This is a genomic window from Collimonas fungivorans (assembly GCF_001584145.1).
Lineage (GTDB): Bacteria > Pseudomonadota > Gammaproteobacteria > Burkholderiales > Burkholderiaceae_D > Collimonas > Collimonas fungivorans.
In genome coordinates this window covers 3,371,485-3,394,695 of record NZ_CP013232.1, presented here as the reverse complement: position 1 = coordinate 3,394,695, position 23,211 = coordinate 3,371,485, and the positions used below count along the sequence as shown (strand labels likewise).

The window sequence follows — 23,211 nt, the reverse complement described above, 5'->3', positions numbered from 1 at the left end:
CAACAAGTAAAAAAACGCGCCGCTTCACCGCCCCAGCTTTAGCTGTACTTTTAGCAAGAATCAGACATAGTCATGCGATTTTCAGTTTATCAAGAAAGCCATATCGGCGGCCGCAAAGTCAACCAGGACCGGATGGGTTACAGTTTCACGCGTGACGCCTTGCTGCTGTTGCTGACCGACGGCATGGGCGGCCACCTGCACGGCGAGATCGCCGCCAACATCGCGATGCAGACCATCGGCTCGCTGTTCCAGAAGAATGCCCAGCCCTACATCAAGAAGCCGGAGCGTTTTCTGGAAGATGCTTTTTATGCCGCGCACATGGAGATCCACCGTTACCGGGAAGTGCACAAGCTGTCGGAAACTCCGCGCACCACGGTGGTAGCCTGCCTGATCCAGCACAACAGCGCATTCTGGGCGCACTGCGGCGATTCGCGCCTGTACTGGATGCGCAATGGCCAGATCCTGGCGCGCACCCGCGACCACTCGCGCATCGAAAGCCTGATTGCGCAAGGCAAGGCCGATCCCTCCGAACGCGCCACCCATCCCGACCGCAACAAGCTGTTCAACTGTCTCGGCGCGACCAACATGCCGATCGTCGAGCTGTCGCGCCGCGTCAGCCTGCAGGCGGGCGACGTCATGCTGCTGTGCTCGGACGGCCTGTGGTCGATGCTGCCCGACCATGTGCTGGCGCAACGGCTGCAAACCAGCACGATCGTGCGGGCGGTGCCGGAGCTGGTCAACAATGCGCTTGGGATTGCCGGCAAAACCAGCGATAATGTTACCGCTTTGGCAATGGCCTGGGGCGCCGACCCGAACCTCGACGATCCTTCCAGCTCGATCGTCACCCATACCTTGCCGATCGGCAGCCTGACCACCACCATCCAGGCGCCGCGCCTTGGCGCGACAGACACGCCAGACGGTTTCAGCGACGCCGACATTGAACAGGCGATTGCGGAAATCCGCGGCGCTATAGAGAAGAATATTTAAGGAACTACATGTCAACCATTACCCGTCCTAGCGGACGCGCCGCCGATGCCTTGCGCACCGTGCGCCTGACCCGCAACTACACCAAGCACGCCGAAGGTTCGGTGCTGGTTGAGTTCGGCGATACCAAAGTCATCTGTACCGCCAGCCTGGAAGAAAAAGTCCCCGGTTTCCTGAAGGGCAAAGGGCAAGGCTGGCTGACCGCCGAATACGGCATGCTGCCGCGTTCCACCAATACCCGCATGGACCGCGAAGCGGCGCGCGGCAAACAATCCGGCCGCACCCAGGAAATCCAGCGCCTGATCGGCCGCTCGCTGCGCGCGGCGTTCGACCTGCAGGCTTTCGGCGAACGTACCTTGCACCTTGACTGCGACGTGATCCAGGCCGACGGCGGCACCCGCACGGCGTCCATCACCGGCGCCATGGTCGCCGCTTACGATGCGTTTGCACGGCTGCTGGAAAGCAAGGCGATTGCGGCGATTCCCCTCAAGCATTTTGTCGCGGCGATTTCGGTCGGCGTCTACCAGGGCACGCCAGTTCTGGACCTGGATTATGTCGAAGATTCCGGCTGCGACACCGACATGAATGTGGTGATGACCGATACCGGCCATTTCATCGAAGTGCAGGGCACCGCGGAAGGCGTCGCCTTCGATCGTCCGACGCTGAACAGCTTGCTGGATCTGGCGCAAAGCGGGATCGGCGAACTGATCCAGCTGCAGAAACAGGCTTTGGGCCTGGCTGACTGACATCCCGCCGCCGGCAAAATCCAGAGATTGAATATCCGCTGCGGACGCACATCGTCAATGATGTGCGTCCGCAAGCGATATAATCCTGTCCATGTATATCGATTCCCACTGCCATATCAATTTTCCGGAGCTGTCCGCCAGGATGCCGGAAGTACTCGCCAAGATGGCGCAAAACCAGGTGACCCATGCCTTGTGCGTATCGGTGGATTTGCCCGATTTCCCGCAAGTGCTGGAACTGGCCGAGACCTATCCGCATATCTACGCTTCGGTGGGCGTGCATCCTGATTATGAAGACACGCCGGAACCCAGTGTCGACGACCTGGTCCGCCTGTCCGACCATCCGAAAATCATAGCCATCGGCGAAACCGGCCTCGACTATTACCGCCTGCAGGGCGACCTGGAGTGGCAGCGCGAGCGTTTCCGCCGCCACATCCGGGCTTCGCGCGCGACCGGCAAGCCGTTGATCATCCACACCCGCGCCGCTTCCGCCGACACCATCCGCATCATGCAAGAAGAGGGCGCCGGCACCGATGCCGGCGGCGCCGGCGGCGTGATGCACTGTTTTACCGAATCGCTGGAAGTGGCCGAAGCGGCCATGGCGATGGGTTTTTATATTTCGTTTTCCGGCATCGTCACTTTCAAGAGCGCCAAGGAATTGCAGGCGGTGGCGCTGGCGGTGCCCTTGAGCAGCACCTTGATCGAAACCGATTCGCCGTATCTGGCGCCGGTGCCGCACCGTGGCAAGATGAACGAGCCGGGCTGGGTCATGCATGTCGGCGAATTCCTGGCCAACCTCAAGGGTGTGCCGGCGGCCGAGGTAGCGCAGCAGACCACCGACAATTTTTTCAATCTGTTTAAACTGGCAAAGGATCAGGCGCATGTTTAACCGCGTTTTCAACCGCATTTTCAACAACTTAACTGGTCGCCGCGACAGCCGTTCGCGGTTTTCGGCAATGCTGTTGCTGTTGGCGCTGGCATGCCTGCCGTCGTTGAGCCAGGCCAGCAACCTCGACGACTATGTCAAGGCAGTCAAGCTGGACGACGAGCGCGGCATGAAAAAATTGCTGGCCGCCGGCGTCAGTCCGAACCTGGAGGAGAAACAGCGCGGCGACACCGGCCTGATCCTGGCCTTGCACGAAGATTCCAAGAAGGTCTTTAATGTTTTGCTCAATGCCAAAGGCACTGATCTCAACCTGCGTGCGCGCAACGGCGACACTGCTTTGATGGTCGCCTCCTACAAGGGCGATGTAGCGGCGGTGAAGGCCTTGCTGGACAAGGAAGCCGAGCCCAACAATACCGGCTGGACTGCGCTGCATTACGCGGCGGCGATCGGCAATAATGAAATCGTGCAGATGCTGCTGGATGCGTCGGCTTATATCGATGCCGGCTCGCCCAACAATACGACGCCGATCATGATGGCCGCGCGCGGCGGCAAGATCGAGACCGTCAAGCTGCTGCTCGATAGCGGCGCCGATGTCACCCTGAAAAACGATGTCGGCATGACGGCCATCGACCTGGCCAAAAAATTCGATCACAACGACATCGCCGACGGCTTGACCAGCCGCCTCAAGAAGGCCGGCAAACTGTAGTCTTCAAGTATCTGTCTTCAAGTCAGGATGTGGGGTCCCGCATCCTTGATATCTTTGGTGCCGGTCAGCGCCATGTTGACATCCAGTTCCTGCTGCAGGATCTGCAGCATCCTGGTGACGCCGGCTTCTCCCATCGCACCCAGGCTGTACAGGAAAGCGCGGCCGATCATGGTGCCCTTGGCGCCCAGGGCCACCGCTTTCAGCACGTCCTGGCCGCTGCGGATGCCGCCGTCGAACCAGACTTCGACCTGATCTCCCACTGCCTCGACAATCGCCGGCAGCGCCGAGATCGACGATACCGCGCCGTCCAGCTGGCGGCCGCCATGGTTGCTGACGACGATGGCGTCGGCGCCGGTGGTGGCGGCGATCTTGGCGTCTTCCACATCCAGGATCCCTTTCAGGATCAGCTTGCCGCCCCATTGTTCCTTGATCCAGGCAATGTCGTCCCAGCACAGGGTCGGGTCGAACTGGCTGGCGGTCCATTTGCTCAGGGTCATGATGCCGTCGGCGCCGGAGACGTGGCCGGCAAGGTTGCCGAAGGACTTGCGGCCGCCTAGCGCGCGCAAGGCCCAGCCGGGTTTGGTGGCGAGATCAAGCAGGTTGGCCAGGGTCATTTTCGGCGGCACCGACATGCCGTTTTTCAGGTCCTTGTGGCGCTGGCCGAGAATCTGCAGATCCAGCGTCAGCACCAGGGCCGAACATCTGGCAGCCTTGGCGCGGTCGATCAGCGACTTGATGAAGCCGCGGTCGCGCATGACGTACAGCTGGAACCAGAACGGCTTGGTGGTGACGCTGGCGACATCTTCGATAGAACAGATGCTCATGGTCGACAGGGTAAACGGGATGCCGAATTTTTCGGCGGCGATGGCGCCCAGCATTTCACCGTTGGCCCATTGCATGCCGGTCAGGCCGGTTGGGGCAATCGCCACCGGCATTGTCACGTCATGGCCGATCATGGTGCTGCGGGTGGAGCGCTGGTCGACATTGATGGCTACCCGCTGGCGCAGGTGGATGGCAGCCAGGTCGCTGCTGTTGGCGCGGTAGGTGGATTCGGTGTATGAACCGCTGTCGGCATAGTCGTAAAACGCTTTTGGCACGCGCTTCTTGGCCAGCAGGCGCAGGTCTTCGACGCAGGTGATTACAGACATTGGGGTTCTCCGCTAGATGTTTTTATGTGTAGCTGTTGCCACTATCTTAGATGAAAACAATGCATGCACAGTGCAATTCGATTGACGTCTGGCATGAAGCTTTTTCACCTGGCCGGCGCCTGTCGTACCTGCGCCAGCAATTCCCGCGCCGCCTGCCTGCCGCTGCGCACTGCCGATTCCAGCGTCGCCGGATAGTCGCTGGCGGTGTAGTCGCCTGCCAGCAGCAACTTGTCCAGGCCGGTATCGTTGGCCGGCCGCACCAGCCCCGGGATGCAGGCGAAAGTGGCGCGCTTCTCTGAAATGACCTGGGTCCAGGACGGCGACGCCAGCTGCGGTTGCCTGAAGGCCGCGGCCAGCTGGGCGGCGACCGCTTGCGCCAGCGCCTCATGGCCGGCTTGTATGGCGTCGGAGGAGGTGCTGATGACGACCGCCAGCAGGCCGGCCTGGGCTGGATCGAGCTGGCCGCGGTCGAACACGAACTGGCCCCAGGCTGCGCTGCCGCCGGCATTTTCGGGGTCGTCCAGCAAGGCGAAGAACGGCCGCGGCAGGCGCGTATCGCCGGCGTATTGCAGGTAACAGGTGGTGATCGGTTCGTAGTCGAAGCTGCGCAAGGTTGTCAGCAGCGCAGCATCGGCGCTGCCGTCCAGCAGCATAGCCGCGGTTTCAGGTGGCGTAGCGATGACGACTGCGTCGAAATCCATGCTGGCCTCGCCGCTTTGCAGCTGCCATCGTCCGTTTCGTTCATTGCTGCGCTGCAATTGCCTGACGCTGTGGCCGGACTCGACGTTGCCGCCGCGTTCTTCAATGAAGGCAGCCGCCTGCTGCGGGAACAGGTTGCTGAGGTCGGTGCGCGGCAGCAGCATGTCCGAGGCGCTCCTGCGTGCGCCCAGGCTGTCGCGCAGCACCGCCAGGAAAACCTGGGCCGAAGCCTGGGCCGGCGGCGTATTCAGCGCAGCGATGCAGAGCGGACGCCACATCAGCCGGATCAGCCGCTCGGTCTGGTCGAACCGTTCCAGCAGCGTGCTGACGCTGCAATCGTCATGCAGCTGCCAGCCCATCCAGCGCGCCGCCGAAGAAAAGCGCGCCAGCGCCAGCTTGTCCTGGCGATCGAGGCCGTCGGTCCGCAGCAATGCCGCCAGCAGATGCAAAGGCGCCGGCAGGCGCGGCGCCACAAAAGTCATGCCGCCGCTGCCGGCCGGATAGCACATCTGCAGAGGCAGTCGCAGCATGGCGCTGGCCGGATCGATGCCGACCTTGCGCATCATTTGCAAGGTCTGGCTGTAGGCGCCGAGCAGGATGTGCTGGCCGTTGTCCAGTATGGTTTCGTTGATGTCGACGCGCCGGGCCCGGCCGCCGAGCTGGCGGCTGGCTTCGAACAAGGTCACCTGATGGCCGGCCTCGGTCAGTTCCACGGCGGCGCTGCAGCCGGCCCAGCCGGCGCCGATTACCGCGACTTGTTGCGCTTCCATAGCCATGTCAGCGCGAGGCAAAGAGCCGTGAAGCGAGGGAGTCAGCCGCGCACATAGGTCTTCCATGCCAGCCACAGCTTGCGGATCGGCGTCAGCGAAATGCGCTGGTTCAGCACATGGAAGCCGTCGCGTTCGATCTCGTCCAGCAGGGCGCGGTAGATGGCAGCCATCATCAGGCCGGGACGCTGGGCGCGCCGGTCTTCTTTGGGCAGCAGGGCAAACGCATCGTCGTAAGCCTGTTGCGCGCGCGCTACCTGGAAGCGCATCAGGTTCACAAAATTCTCGCTATAACGCGCGTTCAGGATATCGGCGGCGGTGACGTTGAACTGCTGCAGTTCGTTGACCGGCAGGTAGATGCGGCCCTTGCGGCCGTCTTCGCCGACATCGCGGATGATATTGGTGAGCTGGAATGCAAGGCCGAGCTGTTCGGCGAACTGCAAGGTCTGCGGCTGGCTGACACCGAAGATGCTGGCCGACAGGATGCCGACCACGCCGGCCACATGCCAGCAGTATTGCTTCAAACCGGGGTAGTCCAGGTAACGGGTCTGGTTAAGGTCCATTTCCATGCCGTCGATGATCGCTTGCAGGTGCTTGCCGTCCAGTCCATAAGTCTGCAAGTGGGGCTGCAGCGCCTGGGTCACCGGATGGGATGGATTGCCGGCCAGCATGGCGGCGATTTCCTTGCGCCACCACATCAGCTTGGTGCGCGCCACGCTTTCATCGGTGCAGTCGTCGACCGTATCGTCCACTTCGCGGCAGAAGGCGTACAGCGCAGTGATGGCGCGCCGCCGTTCCGCCGGCAGGAACAGGAAGCTGTAATAAAAACTGGAGCCGCTCTGGGCGGCTTTTTGCTGGCAGTAGTCGTCTGGGGACATGAATGTGGGAAGCGGCTTAAAAAACGATTTGCCCGAAGTATACGTAAGAATACGAATGAGCGGCGTTGTGGTTTGCTGATTTTTGTTAGCTTATCTCATGCACAAGGCCCGCCAGGCAAGCAACAGCCAGTCGGTTTTGCCGAGTTTCGGCCGCTGGCGGAACATGTCGTAATCCGCCGCTTCCAGCAGTTCCAGGATACGCAGGCCGCCTTGCACCACTAGCCGCAGCTCCCAGCCGACCCGGCCTGGCAGCCGTAGCGCCAGCGCTTGGGAGCCGGTCATCATGCTGCGCGCGCGCTGTACCTCGAACTGCATCAGGCGGCGCCAGGCATGGTCCACCGCGCCGCCGGCCAGTTGCGCCTGCGACACGCCGAAGCGCTGCAAGTCTTCCAGCGGCAGATAGATCCGGGCCTTGTCCCAGTCGATGGCGACATCTTGCCAGAAATTAATCAGTTGCAATGCCGAGCAGATGGCGTCCGAGTCGCGCAGGTTCTGTTCGGTCGCCGCGCCGTATAGGTGCAGCATCAAGGCGCCGACCGGATTGGCGGAGCGCCGGCAATAGTCGAGCAGGTCCGGAAACTGGCTGTAGCGGGTGGTGACCACGTCCTGCTTGAAGGCGGACAGCAGGTCGCGAAACGGCGCCAGCGGCAGCCGGTATTCCACGATCACCTGTTCCAGCGTCTGGAACAGGCTGCTTTCCGCCGCCTGCTTATGTTCTATCCTGTCCAGGGCGGTTTCATAGGCGTGCAGAGCGCGCAAGCGCTGCTCGGGAGCGGCGTCGCCTTCATCGGCGAGGTCGTCGGCGCTGCGAGCAAAGGCGTAGATCGCCTTGACTGCGGGACGCAACCGGGCTGGCAGCAGCAGGGAGGCGACCGGGAAATTTTCGTAATGGTTGGTGGGCATTAGGGCGGGCAGAATGTTTTTATCAAAAAGGCATTATTTGTCTCTGATTGTCCGGCATGAAAAAAGCTTTGGTCAAACTTAATCCGGCGCAATTATAATAACTGACCTGAAAGTTATTAATTTGTGAGAAGCTTCGGCAATCGATTGTTTTATGGCGCGCCGAACGGTGGCGCATAAACCGGCAACGACAGCTAACGACAGCCCAGAATAGTAAAGGAAAAAACGTGTTGACCCAGATAAATCCGCGTCCGGCTGCTGCTGCTTCGGCGCACATGCGCGCTCCCGCTTTGTTGCTTGTTTGCACATTGCTGCTGGCAGCTTGTTCCAAACCCCCTGAAAAGGTCGAAGATATCCGCCCGGTGCGGGTGGTGGTGCTGAATCCGGCCAATGCCGATGTCACCTCCGAATTGCCGGGCGCGGTGCAGGCCCGCTATGAATCCCAGCTGGGTTTCCGGGTGGCGGGCAAGATCATCGCGCGCCAGGTCGATGTCGGCAGCGTGGTCAAGCGCGGCCAGGTGCTGATGCGGCTCGATCCCAAGGATTTGCAGCTGGCTCAGGCGCAGGCGGTGGCCGCCGTCAGTTCGGCCGCCAGCAATCGCGATACCGCCAAGGCTGACTTGAAACGCTACCAGGATCTGCGCGACAAGAATTTTGTCAGCCAGGCTGTGCTGGATGCGAAAGATACGGCCTACAAGTCCGCGCAGGCGACATACGACCAGGCTGAGGCTGCATTCAAGGGGCAGTTGAACCAGACTGCCTACGCCACCCTGGAGTCGGATGTGGACGGCGTGGTTACCGCCATCAATGCCGAAGCTGGCCAGGTGGTGGCGGCAGGCACGCCGGTGGTCAGCGTGGCCCGCCAGGGCGCCAAGGAAGTGGTGGTCGGCGCACCCGAGAACCAGGTCGACAAGCTGCGCAGCAGCGGTGACGTGCAAGTACGCCTGTGGGCTGATCCCAGGCAGGTGATCCACGGCACGGTGCGCGAGGTGTCGCCGATCGCCGATCCGGTGACGCGCACCTACGCCATCAAGATCGCCATCCCGGACGATACGCCTAACGTCAAGCTGGGCATGACCGCCTACGCCAGTTTCACCAGCAAGACCAGCGACAATGCGATCAAGGTGCCGCTTACCGCGCTGCTGCGGGTGCAGGACCATAGCGCGGTGTGGGTGGTGGAGGGCGCCACCGTGCATCAGGTGCGCCAGGTGCCGGTGCAGATCGACGGCCAGCACGGCAATGAAGTATGGATACAAGGCGCTTTGCGCGCTGGCCAGCAGGTGGTGACCGCCGGCGTCAACCAGCTCAAGCCAGGACAGAAAGTCACCATCCTGAATGGGCCGGAAGGCAGCCTGCCGGCCGGTAAAGCGGCTGCAAGCCCGCCGTTGGCAGCCACGACGGGCGGAGCGGCCCGATGAGCGACGGCAAAAAGAGCGGTTTTAATCTCTCGCGTTGGGCGCTTGAACACATACCGCTGACACGCTACCTGATGGTGGTGCTGGTGATCGGCGGCATCCTCAGCTACGGCCGGCTGGGGCAGGATGAAGATCCGCCGTTTACCTTCCGTGCGATGGTGGTGTCGGCCCAGTGGCCGGGCGCCACCGCCCTGCAGATGGCTGACCAGGTCACCGACAAGCTGGAAAAGAAGCTGCAGGAAACGCCGCATATCGACACTATCCGCAGTTATTCCAAGCCTGGCGAAACGCTGATCATCCTGACCTTGCAGGAATCGGCCCCGCCCAAGGAAACGGCGGACGCCTGGTACCAGGTGCGCAAAAAGATCAACGACATCAAGCTGACCCTGCCGCAAGGCGTGGTGGGGCCGTTCTTCAACGATGAATTCGGTGAAACCTACGGCTCGATTTTTGCGGTCTCGGGCGACGGTTTCAATTATGCCGACGTCAAGGACTACGCCGATTTCGTGCGCCAGCAGCTGCTGACTTTGCCGTCGGTGGCCAAGGTGGATCTGTTCGGCGTCCAGGATGAAAAGATTTTCATCGAGTTTTCGCAGAAAAAATTCTCGCAGCTGGGCATTACTGTGCAAGACATCGTCAACCAGCTGAGTGCGCAAAACGCCTTGCAGTCGACCGGCGTGCTGGCGACCGCTACCGATAACCTGCAGATCCGCGTGAGCGGCGCGCTAGCGTCGCCCAAGGACCTGGAAAACCTGCAGCTGCGGGCCAACAACACCACCTTCAGGCTAGGCGATTTCGCCGTCGTCAAACGCGAATACCAGGATCCGCCGCAGACCAAGATGCGCTTCAACGGCAAAGAAGTGATCGGACTCGGCGTCTCGATGGCGAAGGGCGGCGACATCATCTCGCTAGGCAAGGACATGGAGAAGATGACTGCCCAGATCAAGGCCAAGCTGCCGGTCGGGATCGACCTGGAGCGGGTTTCGAACCAGCCGAAAATCGTCGCCGAATCGGTCAACGAATTCCTCAAGACCTTGATGGAAGCGGTGCTGATCGTGCTGGCGGTGAGTTTCCTGTCGCTCGGTTTCCACACCAAGCCGTTCCGCATCGACGTCCGGCCCGGCCTGGTGGTGGCCCTGACGATTCCGCTGGTGCTGGCGGTGACGTTCCTGTTCATGAGCATCTTCAGCATCGACCTGCACAAGATCTCGCTGGGGGCGCTGATCATTGCCCTGGGTTTGCTGGTGGACGACGCCATCATCGCGGTGGAAATGATGGTGCGCAAGATGGAAGAGGGCTTGTCGCGGCTGGAGGCGGCAACCTTTGCCTATACCTCTACCGCGATGCCGATGCTGACCGGGACCTTGATCACTGCCGCCGGCTTCCTGCCCATTGGGCTGGCGAAGTCGGCTGCCGGCGAATACACCTTTTCCATGTTTTCGGTGAATGCGCTGGCCTTGCTGATTTCCTGGCTGGTGGCGGTGTTGTTTACACCCTATATCGGCTTCCTGCTGCTGAAGGTGAAGCCGGCGGCCGGCGCCGACGGCCATCATGAATTGTTCAATACGCCGTTCTATACGCGCGTGCGGCGCACCGTCAACTGGTGCGTCGAGTGGCGCAAGACCACCATCGCCTTGACCTTGATGGTGTTTGCGCTAGGCGTATTTGGCTTCAAGTTTATCGAGGAGCAGTTTTTCCCCGATTCCAGCCGGCCCGAGCTGATGATCGAGCTGTGGCTGCCGGAGGGTTCGTCGTTTGCCGCGACCGAAGCCGAGGCCAAGAAATTCGAAGCCTACATCCATGCCGCGCCCGAGCTGGAAAGCATGACCACTTACGTCGGCAGCGGCAGCCCGCGCTTTTACCTGCCGCTCGACCAGATCCTGCCGCAGACCAATGTGGCGCAGCTGGTGCTGCTGACCAAGGACCTGGCGTCGCGCGATGCATTGCGGCTGCGCATCACCGAGGCCTTCAAGCATGGTTTCCCGGAAGTGCGCGGGCGCGTCAAGCTGTTGCCTAGCGGCCCGCCGGTGCCGTATGCGGTGCAGTTCCGGGTCAGCGGTACCGATGCCGCCAAGGTGAGGACGATTGCCGACCAGGTCAAGAGCGTCATGAACGGCAATCCGAATATCATCGGCCTTAACGATAACTGGAACGAATCGGTCAAGGTGCTGCGGATAGACCTTGACCAGGATAAGTTGCGCACCCTCGGCATCGGCTCGCAAACCGTGATGCAGACGGTCAACACCATGCTGACCGGCACCACCATCGGCCAGTACCGCGAGCACGATCGCCTGATCGATATCGTGGTGCGCCAGCCGCTGGATGAGCGGGCCACCATCGACGCCCTGAACCAGGCCAATGTGCCGACCGCCAGCGGCAAGTCGGTGCCGCTGGCGCAGGTCGCCACCGTCAAGCTGGTGTGGGAGCCGGGCGTGGTGTGGCGCGAGTGGCGCAACTGGGCGATCACGGTGCAGGCGGACGTGATCGACGGCGTGCAAGGGCCGACCGTGACGGCCCAGATCGATCCGCAGCTCGACAAGATCAGGGCGCAGCTGCCGCCGGGTTATATCATCGACGTCGCCGGCGCCGCCCACGACAGCGGCAAGGCGCAGGATTCGATCGCCGCCAATGTGCCGCTGGTGATTTTCATCATCTTCACTTTGCTGATGCTGCAGCTGCATAGCTTTTCGCGCTCCTTGCTGGTGTTCCTGACCGGGCCGCTCGGCGTCGCGGGCGCGGCCGCGGCGCTACTGTTGCTGCACCGGCCGTTCGGTTTTGTCGCCCAGCTGGGAGTGATCGCACTGTTCGGCATGATCATCCGCAATTCGGTGATCCTGATCGACCAGATCGAGCACGATATCGCCAACGGCGTGGCGCCATGGAATGCAATTGTCGAATCGGCGGTGCGGCGCTGCCGGCCGATCATGCTGACCGCGGCGGCGGCGGTGCTGGCGATGATTCCCTTGTCGCGTTCGGTATTCTGGGGGCCGATGGCGGTGGCGATCATGGGCGGCCTGATCGTGGCGACCGGCTTGACCCTGCTGTTCCTGCCGGCGCTGTATGCGGCCTGGTTCAGGGTCAAGAAACCGCAGCCGGAGAGCGGTGCGGATAACCACGGCTGAGCTTGCGGGAATTTGGCGAGAAAATTGACAAGTAAGCCAGGCAACCCCTCGCCATATCGGATGGCTTGCAGTAGAATAGCGGGCTGTCCAATCCTGCCGAGCGGGGTTGCACTGTATTTGTTGGAAATGCGACCGTGGCGAAATTGGTAGACGCAACAGGTTTAGGTCCTGTCGAGAGCAATCTTGTGGAGGTTCGAGTCCTCTCGGTCGCACCAGCTGTGTCGGTATGTTGAAGACTGGCTGGGCATCTAAGAACCCTCTGACGAGGGTTTTTTTACGCCCGTTTTATTTGCATCGAAGTTTACATTGAAGCGGCATGCGGGTTGTTCGACATACAATCGTGTTCTTTCCTGGAGTAAATATGCGTACAAAATCCCTGGCATGGAAGAGCTTGGCCTTGCTTGGTCTTGCGGCAATCGTTGGCGGTGCGGCATCTGAAGCGCAGGCGGCGTCGGAACAGGTGGGCGAGGTAAGCACCGCGTTCCGCTGGGTCGGGCGCAATGACCGGGTGGTGGTCGAGGCTTACGACGATCCCAAGGTGCAGGGCGTGACCTGTTATGTGTCGCGCGCACGCACCGGCGGCGTCAAAGGCACGGTCGGGCTGGCGGAGGACAGGGCGGAAGCCTCGATCGCCTGCCGCCAGGTCGGCGCAGTGCAGTTCAGCGCCAAGCTGCCGCTGCAGGAAGACGTATTTACCGAGCGCATGTCGGTGCTGTTCAAGCGCCTGCATATTGTGCGGCTGGTCGATCCGAAGCGGAATACACTGGTTTACCTGACCTATTCGGATAAGCTGGTCGACGGCAGCCCGCAAAACAGCGTTACCGCGGTGCCGGTGCCTCCCGGCAGCCCGATTCCGCTCAAATAAGCGGGTTTATTGCCTGTGCGGAGCGATGCGTTTTGGCGCAACGGCCTGTTTTACGTATAGAATATCGGACTTTAGCGCGGCAGGGTTGGGGTGGAAATGACAACATTTCATCGTTTTACCCCGCATTGACCTTAGCCGCACCACGGAATTTTTAATTTTTGGACGATCCACATGGCAACTGCAGTCGAAACTCTGGATAAACTTGAACGCCGCCTGACCCTCACAATCGCTGTGAGCGAAGTGCAAACCGAAGTCGAAAAGCGCCTGAAGGTCCGCGCCCGCACCGCAAAAGCGCCTGGCTTCCGCCCAGGTAAAGTGCCGATGAAGATGGTCGCTGCACAATACGGCTACCAGGTCGAAACCGAAGTGCTGAACGACAAGGTCGGCAATGCCTTCAACACCGCTGCCAACGAAAACAACCTGCGCGTTGCCGGTTACCCGAAGATCGAGCCAAAGAACAGCGAAGGCGTGGCTGAAGGCACGCTGGCGTTCGATGCCACTTTCGAAATCTATCCTGAAGTCAAGATCGGCGACCTGACCAGCGTTGAAGTCGAAAAGACCAAGGCTGAAGTCAGCGATGCCGAAATCGACAAGACCATCGACATCCTGCGCAAGCAGCGCGTGCACTACCACGTCAAGGGCGAGCAAGGCGCGCACGGCGATGGCGGCAGCGACCTCACAGCCAAGAACGGCGACCGCGTGACGGTCGATTTCGTCGGCAAGATCGACGGCGTTGAATTCCAGGGCGGCAAAGCCGATGACTACGCTTACGTGCTGGGCGAAGGCCGCATGCTGCCTGAGTTCGAAGCCGCGACCGTCGGCCTGAAAGTCGGCGAAGCCAAGACTTTTGAACTGGCTTTCCCTGCCGATTACCATGGCAAGGACGTGGCCGGCAAGACTGCGGAATTCACCATCACGCTGAAGAAGCTGGAATGGGCGCACCTGCCGGAAGTCGACGCCGAATTTGCAAAATCGCTGGGCATCGAAGACGGCGACCTGACCAAGATGCGCGCTGACATCAAGCTCAACCTGGAGCGTGAAGTCGGTTCCCGCGTCAAGGCCAAGAACAAAGACAGCGTGATGGATGCGCTGATCAAGGTCAGCGACCTGGAAGTGCCGAAAGCGCTGGTCGACCAGGACGTCGAACGCCTGGTTGAAATGACCCGCCAGGACATGGCGCAGCGCGGCATGAAGGTCAACGACATGCCGTTCCCGCCGGAGCTGTTCACAGCCCAGGCCGAGCGTCGCGTACGCCTGGGCCTGATCCTGGCCGAAGTGGTCAAGGAAAACCAGTTGCAGGCAACGCCAGAGCAAGTCAAAGCCCAAGTCGAAGACTTTGCGCAAAGCTACGAAGACCCGCAACAAGTCCTGAAATATTATTTCAGCGATCGCCGCCGCCTGGCAGAGGTCGAAGCCCTTGTTTTGGAAGAAAACGTCGTTAACTATGTGATGGGCAAATCGAAAGTGACTGAAAAGTCGGTCGCATTCGATGAATTAATGAGCAACAACGGGCAACAAGCTTAATCTGGCAATATCCACGGTCCAGGCCGCAAGCCTGGACCGGTTCGGTGGTTTGATTAAGTTTTGAGCGCTCTCCATAAGGAAAAATATGACAGGCTTTAATCGTAATTCGGCACTGGATACTGACATGCTTGGCATGGTGCCTATCGTGATTGAGCAGAGTGGCCGCGGCGAGCGTTCCTATGACATCTATTCGCGCCTGCTGCGCGAGCGCATCATTTTCCTGGTAGGTCCGGTCAACGACCAGACTGCCAACCTGGTGGTGGCGCAACTGCTGTTCCTGGAAAGCGAAAATCCTGATAAGGATATTTCTTTATATATCAATTCTCCTGGCGGTTCGGTGTCTGCCGGCATGGCGATTTACGATACGATGCAGTTCGTCAAGCCGGAAGTCTCCACCTTGTGCACCGGCATGGCGGCCTCGATGGGCGCTTTCCTGCTGGCTGCAGGCGCCAAGGGCAAGCGTTTCTCGCTGCCTAACTCGCGCATCATGATTCACCAGCCTCTGGGCGGCGCCAAGGCCAAGCCTCGGATATCGAAATCCAGGCGCGTGAAATCCTGTACCTGCGCGAGCGCCTGAACGGCATCCTGGCGGACAAGACGGGCAGAAGCATTGACCAGATCAGCAAGGATACGGACCGTGACAATTTCATGTCCGCGGATGCTGCTGTGGAATATGGCTTGATTGATAAAGTCCTGGCGACACGGGCTTGATTGCTGCGTAACGAATAAAACGCCGGCCCCAAAGGTACGGGCGTTTTGCTTTTCAAAAATCGCCCAGGCGTGACGAATCCGGATTTCGCGGGTAAGATAAAATCAATACCGCGAATCAATGCTGTGGTCCACCCTCTATAGTTTTACTTAAACTCTGCCTTTATGTCTGATAAAAAATCTTCCAGCGGCGAAAAACTGCTTTATTGTTCCTTCTGCGGCAAAAGCCAGCATGAAGTGAAAAAACTCATCGCCGGGCCATCGGTATTCATTTGTGATGAATGTATCGATCTCTGTAATGACATCATTACCGATGAAGCATCGAACGTCGAAACGCTGGATGGTCAAAAATCGGAACTGCCTATCCCGCAGGAAATCAGCGAACTGCTCGACCAGTACGTGATCGGCCAGGAACCTGCCAAACGGATCTTGTCGGTGGCGGTGTACAACCATTACAAGCGACTCAAGCATCTCGGCAAGAAGGACGATATCGAGCTGGCGAAGAGCAATATCCTGCTGGTCGGTCCGACCGGTTCCGGCAAGACCTTGCTGGCGCAGACCCTGGCGCGCATGCTGAACGTGCCTTTCGTGATTGCCGATGCGACTACCCTGACCGAAGCCGGTTATGTCGGCGAGGACGTCGAGAACATCATCCAGAAGCTGCTGCAGAACTGCAATTACGAAGTCGAGAAGGCGCAGCGGGGCATCGTCTATATCGATGAAATCGACAAGATTTCGCGCAAATCGGATAACCCTTCGATTACCCGCGATGTCTCGGGCGAAGGCGTGCAGCAAGCGTTGCTGAAGCTGATCGAAGGCACCATGGCTTCGGTGCCGCCGCAAGGCGGACGCAAGCATCCGAACCAGGACTTCGTGCAGATCGACACCACCAACATCCTGTTCATCTGCGGCGGCGCTTTCGACGGCCTGGCCAAGATCATTTCCGAGCGCTCGGAAAAGAGCGGCATTGGTTTTTCGGCAAATGTGAAGAGCCAGAGCCAGCGTACTTCGAGCGAGGTGCTGCTGGACGCCGAACCCGAAGATCTGACGCGCTTCGGCCTGATCCCGGAACTGGTCGGCCGCCTGCCGGTCATTGCCACGCTGGCCGAGCTGAACGAGGAAGCGCTGATCGAGATCCTGATCGCGCCCAAGAACGCCCTGGTCAAACAGTATTCCAAGCTGCTGCAGATGGAAGGCGCCGAGCTGGAAATCCGCCCGGCGGCGCTGCAAGCCATCGCCAAACGCGCCCTGGCGCGCAAAACCGGTGCGCGCGGCCTGCGTTCTATCCTGGAGCATGTGTTGCTGGACGTTATGTACGATTTGCCAAGCCAGCAGAATGTCGCCAAGGTCGTGGTGGATGAAAATACTGTCAACAGCGGCGCCAAACCGTTGCTGATTTACCATGAACAGCCGAAGGTGTCGGGCGCCAAATAAGACGGTGGCGCTTGACTGGCCGGGCCGGCCGTGCAAAGGGCCGGCCGCCGGCGGCGGCATAAACCCCTGAAATTTGTAAAGCCATGTAAAAAGCAGGGGTTTAAGCAGGTTTTTGGGCCAAAAGTAGTACAATTTGCCAAAACATACGATTCGGCTTCAATCGCAAAGCCACCCGAAGTTACCTTCGCGTGTGGCTTTTTTATTGGCCATCGCAAACTAGTTGCTAGTTACAAATAGAAGTGGTGATTTATTGTTGAAACCGGGGCTTGAGTTTCGGCCACTCGTGCCAACATCATTAATAAGATTTTTTGATAGGGCTCACCATGACGACTTCTACATTTACTGAACAAACTCAGTTGCCTCTGTTGCCTTTACGGGATGTGGTGGTATTCCCGCATATGGTGATTCCATTGTTCGTCGGTCGCCCAAAGTCGATCAAGGCGCTTGAAGCTGCCATGGAGCAGGGCAAGAGCATCATGCTTGCCGCCCAGAAGGCCGCCGCCAAGGACGAACCGTCGCCGGACGATATTTATGAAATCGGCTGCGTCGCCAATATCTTGCAAATGCTGAAACTGCCCGACGGCACCGTCAAGGTACTGGTGGAAGGGGCGCAACGTGCGCGCATCCATCACATCAGCGAGCTCGACACGCATTTTGTAGCGGACCTGACGCCGGTCGAATCCGAACTGGGCGACGAAGCCGAGGTGGAAGCGATGCGTCGCGCCATCGTTCAGCAATTCGACCAGTACGTCAAACTGAACAAGAAGATCCCGCCTGAGATCCTGACTTCGCTGTCCGGCATCGATGACGCCGGCCGCCTGGCCGACACCATCGCCGCGCACTTGCCGCTGAAGCTCGAGCAAAAGCAGGTGATCCTGGAAATCTTCAATATCGCCAAGCGTTACGAGCACCTGCTGGGCCAGCTCGAAGGCGAACTGGATATCTTGCAAGTCGAGAAACGCATCCGCGGCCGCGTCAAGCGCCAGATGGAAAAATCGCAGCGCGAATACTACTTGAACGAGCAGGTCAAGGCGATCCAGAAGGAGTTGGGCGAAGGCGAAGAAGGCGCGGACCTGGAAGAGCTGGAAAAGAAGATCCTGTCTGCCAAGATGCCTAAGGAAGCGCTGGAAAAGGCGCAGAGCGAGTTGAAGAAGCTGAAACTGATGTCGCCGATGTCAGCCGAAGCGACCGTGGTGCGCAACTACATCGATACGCTGGTCGGCTTGCCTTGGAAGAAAAAATCCAAGGTCAACAACGAACTGGGCAATGCTGAAAAAGTGCTGGAAGGCGACCACTACGGCCTTGATAAAGTTAAAGAACGCATCCTGGAATATCTTGCCGTGCAACAGCGTGTCGACAAGCTGAAGGCGCCGATCCTGTGTTTCGTCGGTCCTCCGGGCGTGGGTAAAACTTCGCTGGGGCAGTCGATCGCCCGCGCCACCAACCGCAAATTCGTGCGGATGGCCCTGGGCGGCGTGCGCGACGAAGCCGAGATCCGCGGCCATCGCCGTACCTACATCGGCTCCATGCCAGGCAAGATATTGCAAAGCCTGGCCAAGGTCGGGGTGCGCAATCCGCTGTTCCTGCTGGACGAAATCGACAAGCTCGGCATGGATTTCCGCGGCGATCCGTCTTCGGCCCTGCTGGAGGTGCTGGATCCCGAGCAGAACCATACCTTCTCGGACCATTACATCGAAGTCGATTTCGATTTGTCGGACGTGATGTTCGTGGCGACTTCGAATTCCTTCAACATCCCGCCGGCGCTGCTGGACCGGATGGAAGTAATCCGTTTGTCCGGCTACACCGAAGACGAAAAGACCAACATCGCGCTGCGTTACCTGCTGCCTAAGCAAATCAAGAACAATGGTTTGAAGGTCGAGGAAATCAGCCTGGCTGAAGGCGCGATCCGCGACATCATCCGTTACTACACGCGTGAAGCGGGTGTGCGTTCGTTGGAACGGGAAATCTCCAAGATCTGCCGCAAGGTAGTGAAGCTGCTGCTGTTGAAGAAGCAAGAGAAGAAGGTCGCGGTCACCTCCAAGAACATCGATAAATTCCTCGGTGTGCGGCGCTTCGACTTCGGCGTCGCCGAAAAAGAAAATCAGATCGGCCAGGTGGTCGGCCTGGCATGGACTGAAGTGGGCGGCGAACTGCTGACCATCGAAGCCGTCAAGATGCCGGGCAAAGGTGCGATCATCCGTACCGGCACCTTGGGCGATGTGATGAAGGAATCGATCGAGGCAGCGCGTACGGTGATGCGCAGCCGCGCCGCGAAACTGGGCATCCGGGGCGAGGCGTTCGAAAAGAGCGATATCCATATCCACGTGCCGGAAGGTGCAACGCCGAAGGACGGACCGTCGGCCGGCGTCGGCATGACGACCGCCCTGGTTTCGATCTTCACCGGGATTCCGGTGCGGGCAGATGTCGCCATGACGGGTGAAATCACCTTGCGCGGCGAAGTCCTGCCTATCGGCGGCCTGAAGGAAAAACTGTTGGCGGCGCATCGCGGCGGCATCAAGACGGTGTTGATTCCAGAGCAGAATGTGAAGGACCTGGCCGAGATTCCGGACAACGTCAAGAACAAGCTGGAAATCGTGCCGGTGCGCTGGATCGACAAGGTATTGGAGATTGCCCTGGAGCGTCAGCCAGTGCCTCTGACCGACGAGGAAGCAGTGCTTGATGCAAGCGTCGCCAAGAGCAGCGAGAAGACTGATCCTAGCGTGGTCAAGCACTAAGCCCGCGGCGGGTTCGGATAAGCTATCGAATTCGCCGGTCTGATTCCTGTTCGTAAAAAAGCGCTCGCAAGAGCGCTTTTTTTTATTCGCGGGTATATTTAATGTTGAATATATCAAGTTTGTAAAATCAGGTTAAACCTTCCCATATCCCCGGCAAACCGCTTGACACAAGGCTTTGTGGCTTGTTTAATACCAGCTGCAGATTTTTTTCTGCAGTCCATCTGCGATGATTTTTCGCACAAAATGCGGAACAAGCATCATCTCGAATTTCAATTCATGTGAGGGGGCTTCAGTGAACAAAACCGAATTAATCGATCACATCGCCAAGTCAGCAGACATTTCCAAAGCCGCGTCGACCCGCGCATTGGATGCAGTGATTGCCGCAGTTAAAACCACTTTGAAAAAGAACGGCTCAGTAACCCTGGTCGGCTTCGGCACGTTCTCGGTAGGCAAACGCGCAGCGCGCACCGGCCGCAATCCGCGCACCGGAGAGGCAATTAAGATCAAGGCAGCGAAAGTTCCTAAATTTAAGCCTGGCAAAGCGTTGAAAGATGCTGTAAACTAGCGTCTTTTGGCGTGGTGACAAACGCCAAATAAGTGGGCCTTGCAAAACCGTAGCGAGCGACCCAAGGTCGGTAGGAGAAGCGGAGGCGTGCGAAAGCACGGTGAGCATCGCAGTACCGAGATTGGGCCGCGCAGTAGGTTTTCGAGGTCAACTGAGATTTGTAAGCAGTTTTAGGAGTGGTAGTTCAGCTGGTTAGAATACCGGCCTGTCACGCCGGGGGTCGCGGGTTCGAGTCCCGTCCACTCCGCCAAAATACAAAAAAGGCGAACGAGAGTTCGCCTTTTTTCTTATGTACGTCCGGTTGTAGTGCAGCCTTCTTTTGCAGCCTTCCTTTTTGATCTTGATTGGCCGACCATGTTTGAATTTGTCCGTACCCATCAGCGCTTGATGCAGTTCTTGTTGCTGCTCTTGATCATCCCTTCGTTTGCACTGGTCGGGCTGCAGAGCTATAGCAGCTTTGGCGACGGCGCCAACACGGTGGCGAAAGTCGCCGGCCAGCCGATTACCCAGCAGGAATGGGATGCCGCCTTGCGCCAGCAGATGGACCGCATGCGCCAGGCGTTCGGCGACCGGTTCGACCCGAAGATGGTCGAAACGCCGCAAGCCAAGCAAGGCGTGCTGGATAACCTGATCGCGCAGCGCGTGCTGGTTGCCGCGGTCGGCACCGAACATCTGTCGGTATCCGACCAGAGTTTGCAGCAAGCCATCATGGGCGTGCCGGAATTGCACGGCGCCGACGGCAAGTTCGACAACGAACGCTACAAGGCCTTGCTGGCGGCGCAGGGCATGACGCCCACCATGTACGAGGCGCGCCTGCGCCAGGATATGGCAATGCAGCAGTTGAACGGCGCGGTGCAGACCACGGCGTTTACGCCTAAAACAGTGGCCATGCGCTTGTCTGACATCAACGACCAGGAACGCGACGTGCAGGAACTGCTGTTCAAGACTGCCGACTATGCCGCGCAAGTCAAGGTCACCGACGCCATGCTGCAGGAATATTACGTCAAGAACGCCAAGGAATTCGAAATCCCTGAACAGATCAAGGCCGACTATGTGCTGCTCGACAGCGCTGCGGTTGCCGCCCAGGTGACGGTCAGCGACGCCGACATCAAATCCTATTACGACCAGAATGTCGCCCGCTATACGGTGCCGGAAGAACGCCGCGCCAGCCACATCCTGATCGCTGTGAAAAAAGATGCGCCGGCTGCCGAGCAAGCTGCGGCCAAGGCCAAGGCGGAAGGCCTGCTGGCCCAAGTGCGCAAGACGCCGGCCGATTTTGCGAAAATCGCCAAGGCGAATTCGCAGGATACCGCTTCCGGTGAACTGGGCGGGGATCTCGGTTATTTCGGCGCAGGCAGCATGGTCAAGCCTTTCGAAGATGCGGCCAACAAGCTGAAACAGGGCGAGATCAGCGACCTGGTGCAATCCGATTTCGGTTATCACATCATCGAACTGACCGGCATCAAGCCAGCGGTGGTCAAGCCGCTGGACGAAGTCAAGGCGGATATCGGCGTCGAGATCAAGAAGCAGCTGGCAGCGCGCAAATTCACGGAACTGGCGGAAGCTTTCAGCAACACGGTGTATGAACAGGCCGACAGCCTGAAGCCGGTTGCCGACAAGATGCACCTGCAGATCCAGTCGGCCGCCAACCTCGGCCGCCAGCCGAATCCTGCCGCAGCCGCCGCGCCATACAACAACCAGAAATTCCTGGCCGCGCTGTATTCGGACGAATCGCTGAAGAACAAGCACAACACCGAAGCGGTCGAGATCGCGCCGAACACGTTTATCGCCGGCCATGTCACCGAATACAAGCCGGTGACCAAGCGTTCGTTTGAAGAGGTCAAGGCAATCATCACCGACAAGGTCACCCGTACGGAAGAAGCTGCGCTGGCCAAGAAAGCCGGCGAAGAAAAGTTGGCGGCATTGCGCGCGCAAGACAGCGCCAGCGGTTTCGGCGCAAGCCAGACCGTGTCGCGGGTCAAGAACCAGGGCATCAATCCTGCCGGGTTCGAGGCGGTGATGAAGGCCAATGTCAACAAGCTGCCTGCTTATGTCGGCGTGGTGTTGCCGCAGCAGGGCTACGGCCTGTACCGGATCGCCAAGGTCGGCCAGCCGGCGGCGCAGGACCAGGCGCGGCGCACTGCCGAACAGCAGCAGATCACCGGTGTCCTGGCACAGCAGGAAATGCTGGCTTATGTGGATGTGCTGAAAGAGAAAGCCAAGGTCAAGATCCTGAAGCCGGTGACGACTGCGCCGGTTGACGACGGCGGCAAGCAGAACTGATCCAGGCTAGTCGATTCAAAAAAAGCCCATCCAGCGCAAGCCGGGTGGGCTTTTTTTCTACTCCTCGCCGACTTCGCGATGATTCAGTTTCTGCAAGGGGCGGTGATTGTCGCGGAAGATCGCCTTGAATGCCGAGATTTGTTGCCGGGACATTTCAACCGGCTGTTCCAGCACGATCCAGTTGACCAGCTCGGAACAGGGCGGCGTGGTCAGGGAGCCGGAATAGACCAGGGCTTTTTTGTCGCTCGGAAGCAGCGCGGCGATGTCGACCTGCGCGTGCCGTCCGCTTGAAGTCTGCGTGGCAGGCAAGTCGGCAAAAACCGGTTGCAGTGCCGGATTTTCCTTGCCTTCCTTGATGAAAATGCCGACCACGGTGATTTTTCCGTTGCTGCCCTTGTTCACCAGATGCAGCTCCATCGGATAAGACTTGCCATCGAGGGTATGTTCGCTGGGAGTATGGAAATGAAACTGGTCGAGCTTGTATGCCTCGCCTTTGTAATTGACGGTATCGTTGGCGTCGTCAACGTTGGCTTGGATGGTATGGCCGTTGTTGAGCAGGGCCACGCTTCCCGGCTCGTAGTCGATAGTGAAGTCCTTGCTGGCGACGCGCTTGGCGCTGGTTTCGGACAGGGCGATCGGCGATTGCTGCCGGCCCGAGCGGCAAGCTGCATTTTCCGGCATGCCCTCGGCCCAATGGGTAGGGTCGGTTTTTCCCTGGTAAGACCAGTGCACGGTGGTTTCCGACGAAAATGCCGATGCTGCCGCGCTTGCCAGCAGGGCGCCGGTCAGTGCGGATTTAAGATGTCTTTTCATGGCTGCCTCTAAAGAGTAGTTGGCGCCGGCGTTCGG

17 protein-coding genes, 2 tRNA genes and 1 pseudogene are annotated in these 23,211 nt (G+C 59.2%); 15 read left to right on the top strand and 5 right to left on the bottom strand.

Features of this window, described 5'->3' with window-relative positions; all coding sequences use genetic code 11:
• Positions 1-72: 72 nt before the first annotated feature.
• The 4 genes from CFter6_RS14465 to CFter6_RS14450 all read left to right on the top strand — a co-directional run bounded on the left by CFter6_RS14465 (position 73) and on the right by CFter6_RS14450 (position 3,319).
• Positions 73-987 (top strand): PP2C family protein-serine/threonine phosphatase, encoded by a 915-nt coding sequence (locus tag CFter6_RS14465; RefSeq protein ID WP_014006433.1) that lies wholly within the window; start codon positions 73-75, stop codon positions 985-987.
• Positions 988-995: 8 nt separating this feature from the next.
• Positions 996-1,730 carry a ribonuclease PH gene (rph, locus tag CFter6_RS14460; RefSeq protein ID WP_061540531.1) on the top strand — a complete coding sequence of 245 codons (735 nt, stop codon included), beginning with the start codon at positions 996-998 and terminating at the stop codon, positions 1,728-1,730.
• Positions 1,731-1,821: 91 nt separating this feature from the next.
• Complete coding sequence (locus CFter6_RS14455; RefSeq protein WP_061540530.1) at positions 1,822-2,616, top strand: TatD family hydrolase; 795 nt, start codon at positions 1,822-1,824, stop codon at positions 2,614-2,616.
• Positions 2,609-3,319 carry an ankyrin repeat domain-containing protein gene (locus CFter6_RS14450; RefSeq protein ID WP_061540529.1) on the top strand — a complete coding sequence of 237 codons (711 nt, stop codon included), beginning with the start codon at positions 2,609-2,611 and terminating at the stop codon, positions 3,317-3,319. Before CFter6_RS14455 ends, CFter6_RS14450 begins: the two co-directional genes overlap by 8 nt.
• 17 nt (positions 3,320-3,336) lie before the next feature.
• Here the strand turns inward: CFter6_RS14450 and CFter6_RS14445 are convergent, their stop codons facing one another.
• The 4 genes from CFter6_RS14445 to hpnC form a co-directional block, all read right to left on the bottom strand.
• Positions 3,337-4,467 carry an alpha-hydroxy acid oxidase gene (locus tag CFter6_RS14445; protein WP_061540528.1) on the bottom strand — a complete coding sequence of 377 codons (1,131 nt, stop codon included), beginning with the start codon at positions 4,465-4,467 and terminating at the stop codon, positions 3,337-3,339.
• Between the two features lie 104 nt (positions 4,468-4,571).
• Positions 4,572-5,936, bottom strand: a complete 1,365-nt coding sequence (gene hpnE / locus CFter6_RS14440) for a hydroxysqualene dehydroxylase HpnE (protein WP_236904275.1) — start codon at positions 5,934-5,936, stop codon at positions 4,572-4,574.
• Positions 5,937-5,977: 41 nt separating this feature from the next.
• On the bottom strand, positions 5,978-6,811 hold the full coding sequence (hpnD, locus tag CFter6_RS14435) for a presqualene diphosphate synthase HpnD (RefSeq protein ID WP_061540526.1): 834 nt from the start codon (positions 6,809-6,811) through the stop codon (positions 5,978-5,980).
• A gap of 90 nt (positions 6,812-6,901) precedes the next feature.
• Positions 6,902-7,714 carry a squalene synthase HpnC gene (hpnC, locus tag CFter6_RS14430; protein ID WP_061540525.1) on the bottom strand — a complete coding sequence of 271 codons (813 nt, stop codon included), beginning with the start codon at positions 7,712-7,714 and terminating at the stop codon, positions 6,902-6,904.
• Between the two features lie 224 nt (positions 7,715-7,938).
• Between hpnC and CFter6_RS14425 the strand changes: the two genes are divergently transcribed.
• From CFter6_RS14425 to CFter6_RS14375, 11 genes and pseudogenes are all read left to right on the top strand, one after another.
• Positions 7,939-9,129: an efflux RND transporter periplasmic adaptor subunit gene (locus CFter6_RS14425; protein WP_061540524.1), complete on the top strand. Its 1,191-nt coding sequence runs from the start codon at positions 7,939-7,941 to the stop codon at positions 9,127-9,129.
• Complete coding sequence (locus CFter6_RS14420; protein WP_061540523.1) at positions 9,126-12,248, top strand: efflux RND transporter permease subunit; 3,123 nt, start codon at positions 9,126-9,128, stop codon at positions 12,246-12,248. The genes CFter6_RS14425 and CFter6_RS14420 overlap by 4 nt, the downstream gene beginning before the upstream one ends.
• A gap of 128 nt (positions 12,249-12,376) precedes the next feature.
• Positions 12,377-12,463, top strand: a tRNA-Leu gene (locus CFter6_RS14415).
• Between the two features lie 146 nt (positions 12,464-12,609).
• Complete coding sequence (locus CFter6_RS14410; protein ID WP_061540522.1) at positions 12,610-13,113, top strand: CreA family protein; 504 nt, start codon at positions 12,610-12,612, stop codon at positions 13,111-13,113.
• A 171-nt stretch (positions 13,114-13,284) separates the two neighbouring features.
• Positions 13,285-14,637 (top strand): trigger factor, encoded by a 1,353-nt coding sequence (tig, locus tag CFter6_RS14405; protein ID WP_061540521.1) that lies wholly within the window; start codon positions 13,285-13,287, stop codon positions 14,635-14,637.
• An 85-nt stretch (positions 14,638-14,722) separates the two neighbouring features.
• Positions 14,723-15,348: pseudogene (gene clpP / locus CFter6_RS14400) on the top strand (ATP-dependent Clp endopeptidase proteolytic subunit ClpP).
• Positions 15,349-15,510: 162 nt separating this feature from the next.
• Positions 15,511-16,779, top strand: coding sequence for an ATP-dependent Clp protease ATP-binding subunit ClpX (clpX, locus tag CFter6_RS14395; protein ID WP_014006420.1), 1,269 nt, complete (start codon positions 15,511-15,513; stop codon positions 16,777-16,779).
• Positions 16,780-17,102: 323 nt separating this feature from the next.
• Positions 17,103-19,514: an endopeptidase La gene (gene lon, locus CFter6_RS14390; protein ID WP_061540520.1), complete on the top strand. Its 2,412-nt coding sequence runs from the start codon at positions 17,103-17,105 to the stop codon at positions 19,512-19,514.
• Positions 19,515-19,806: 292 nt separating this feature from the next.
• A complete protein-coding gene (locus CFter6_RS14385; protein WP_014006418.1) occupies positions 19,807-20,079 on the top strand; it encodes an HU family DNA-binding protein in 273 nt (90 codons plus the stop codon).
• 173 nt (positions 20,080-20,252) lie between these two features.
• Positions 20,253-20,329: transfer RNA gene (locus CFter6_RS14380), tRNA-Asp, on the top strand.
• Between the two features lie 104 nt (positions 20,330-20,433).
• A complete protein-coding gene (locus CFter6_RS14375) occupies positions 20,434-22,362 on the top strand; it encodes a SurA N-terminal domain-containing protein (RefSeq protein ID WP_061540519.1) in 1,929 nt (642 codons plus the stop codon).
• Positions 22,363-22,419: 57 nt separating this feature from the next.
• Here CFter6_RS14375 and CFter6_RS14370 read toward each other — a convergent pair whose 3' ends face one another.
• Positions 22,420-23,175 (bottom strand): carbonic anhydrase, encoded by a 756-nt coding sequence (locus tag CFter6_RS14370; protein ID WP_061540518.1) that lies wholly within the window; start codon positions 23,173-23,175, stop codon positions 22,420-22,422.
• Positions 23,176-23,211: the final 36 nt, after the last annotated feature.

Excerpts from the sequence above, each read along its gene's own strand:
- CFter6_RS14465 (WP_014006433.1), top strand. The coding sequence starts at position 73 with ATGCGATTTTCAGTTTATCAAGAAAGCCATATCGGCGGCCGCAAAGTC.
- rph (WP_061540531.1), top strand. The coding sequence starts at position 996 with ATGTCAACCATTACCCGTCCTAGCGGACGCGCCGCCGATGCCTTGCGC.
- CFter6_RS14455 (WP_061540530.1), top strand. The coding sequence starts at position 1,822 with ATGTATATCGATTCCCACTGCCATATCAATTTTCCGGAGCTGTCCGCC.
- CFter6_RS14450 (WP_061540529.1), top strand. The coding sequence starts at position 2,609 with ATGTTTAACCGCGTTTTCAACCGCATTTTCAACAACTTAACTGGTCGC.
- CFter6_RS14445 (WP_061540528.1), bottom strand. The coding sequence starts at position 4,467 with ATGTCTGTAATCACCTGCGTCGAAGACCTGCGCCTGCTGGCCAAGAAG.
- hpnE (WP_236904275.1), bottom strand. The coding sequence starts at position 5,936 with ATGGAAGCGCAACAAGTCGCGGTAATCGGCGCCGGCTGGGCCGGCTGC.
- hpnD (WP_061540526.1), bottom strand. The coding sequence starts at position 6,811 with ATGTCCCCAGACGACTACTGCCAGCAAAAAGCCGCCCAGAGCGGCTCC.
- hpnC (WP_061540525.1), bottom strand. The coding sequence starts at position 7,714 with ATGCCCACCAACCATTACGAAAATTTCCCGGTCGCCTCCCTGCTGCTG.
- CFter6_RS14420 (WP_061540523.1), top strand. The coding sequence starts at position 9,126 with ATGAGCGACGGCAAAAAGAGCGGTTTTAATCTCTCGCGTTGGGCGCTT.
- CFter6_RS14410 (WP_061540522.1), top strand. The coding sequence starts at position 12,610 with ATGCGTACAAAATCCCTGGCATGGAAGAGCTTGGCCTTGCTTGGTCTT.
- tig (WP_061540521.1), top strand. The coding sequence starts at position 13,285 with ATGGCAACTGCAGTCGAAACTCTGGATAAACTTGAACGCCGCCTGACC.
- clpX (WP_014006420.1), top strand. The coding sequence starts at position 15,511 with ATGTCTGATAAAAAATCTTCCAGCGGCGAAAAACTGCTTTATTGTTCC.
- lon (WP_061540520.1), top strand. The coding sequence starts at position 17,103 with ATGACGACTTCTACATTTACTGAACAAACTCAGTTGCCTCTGTTGCCT.
- CFter6_RS14375 (WP_061540519.1), top strand. The coding sequence starts at position 20,434 with ATGTTTGAATTTGTCCGTACCCATCAGCGCTTGATGCAGTTCTTGTTG.
- CFter6_RS14370 (WP_061540518.1), bottom strand. The coding sequence starts at position 23,175 with ATGAAAAGACATCTTAAATCCGCACTGACCGGCGCCCTGCTGGCAAGC.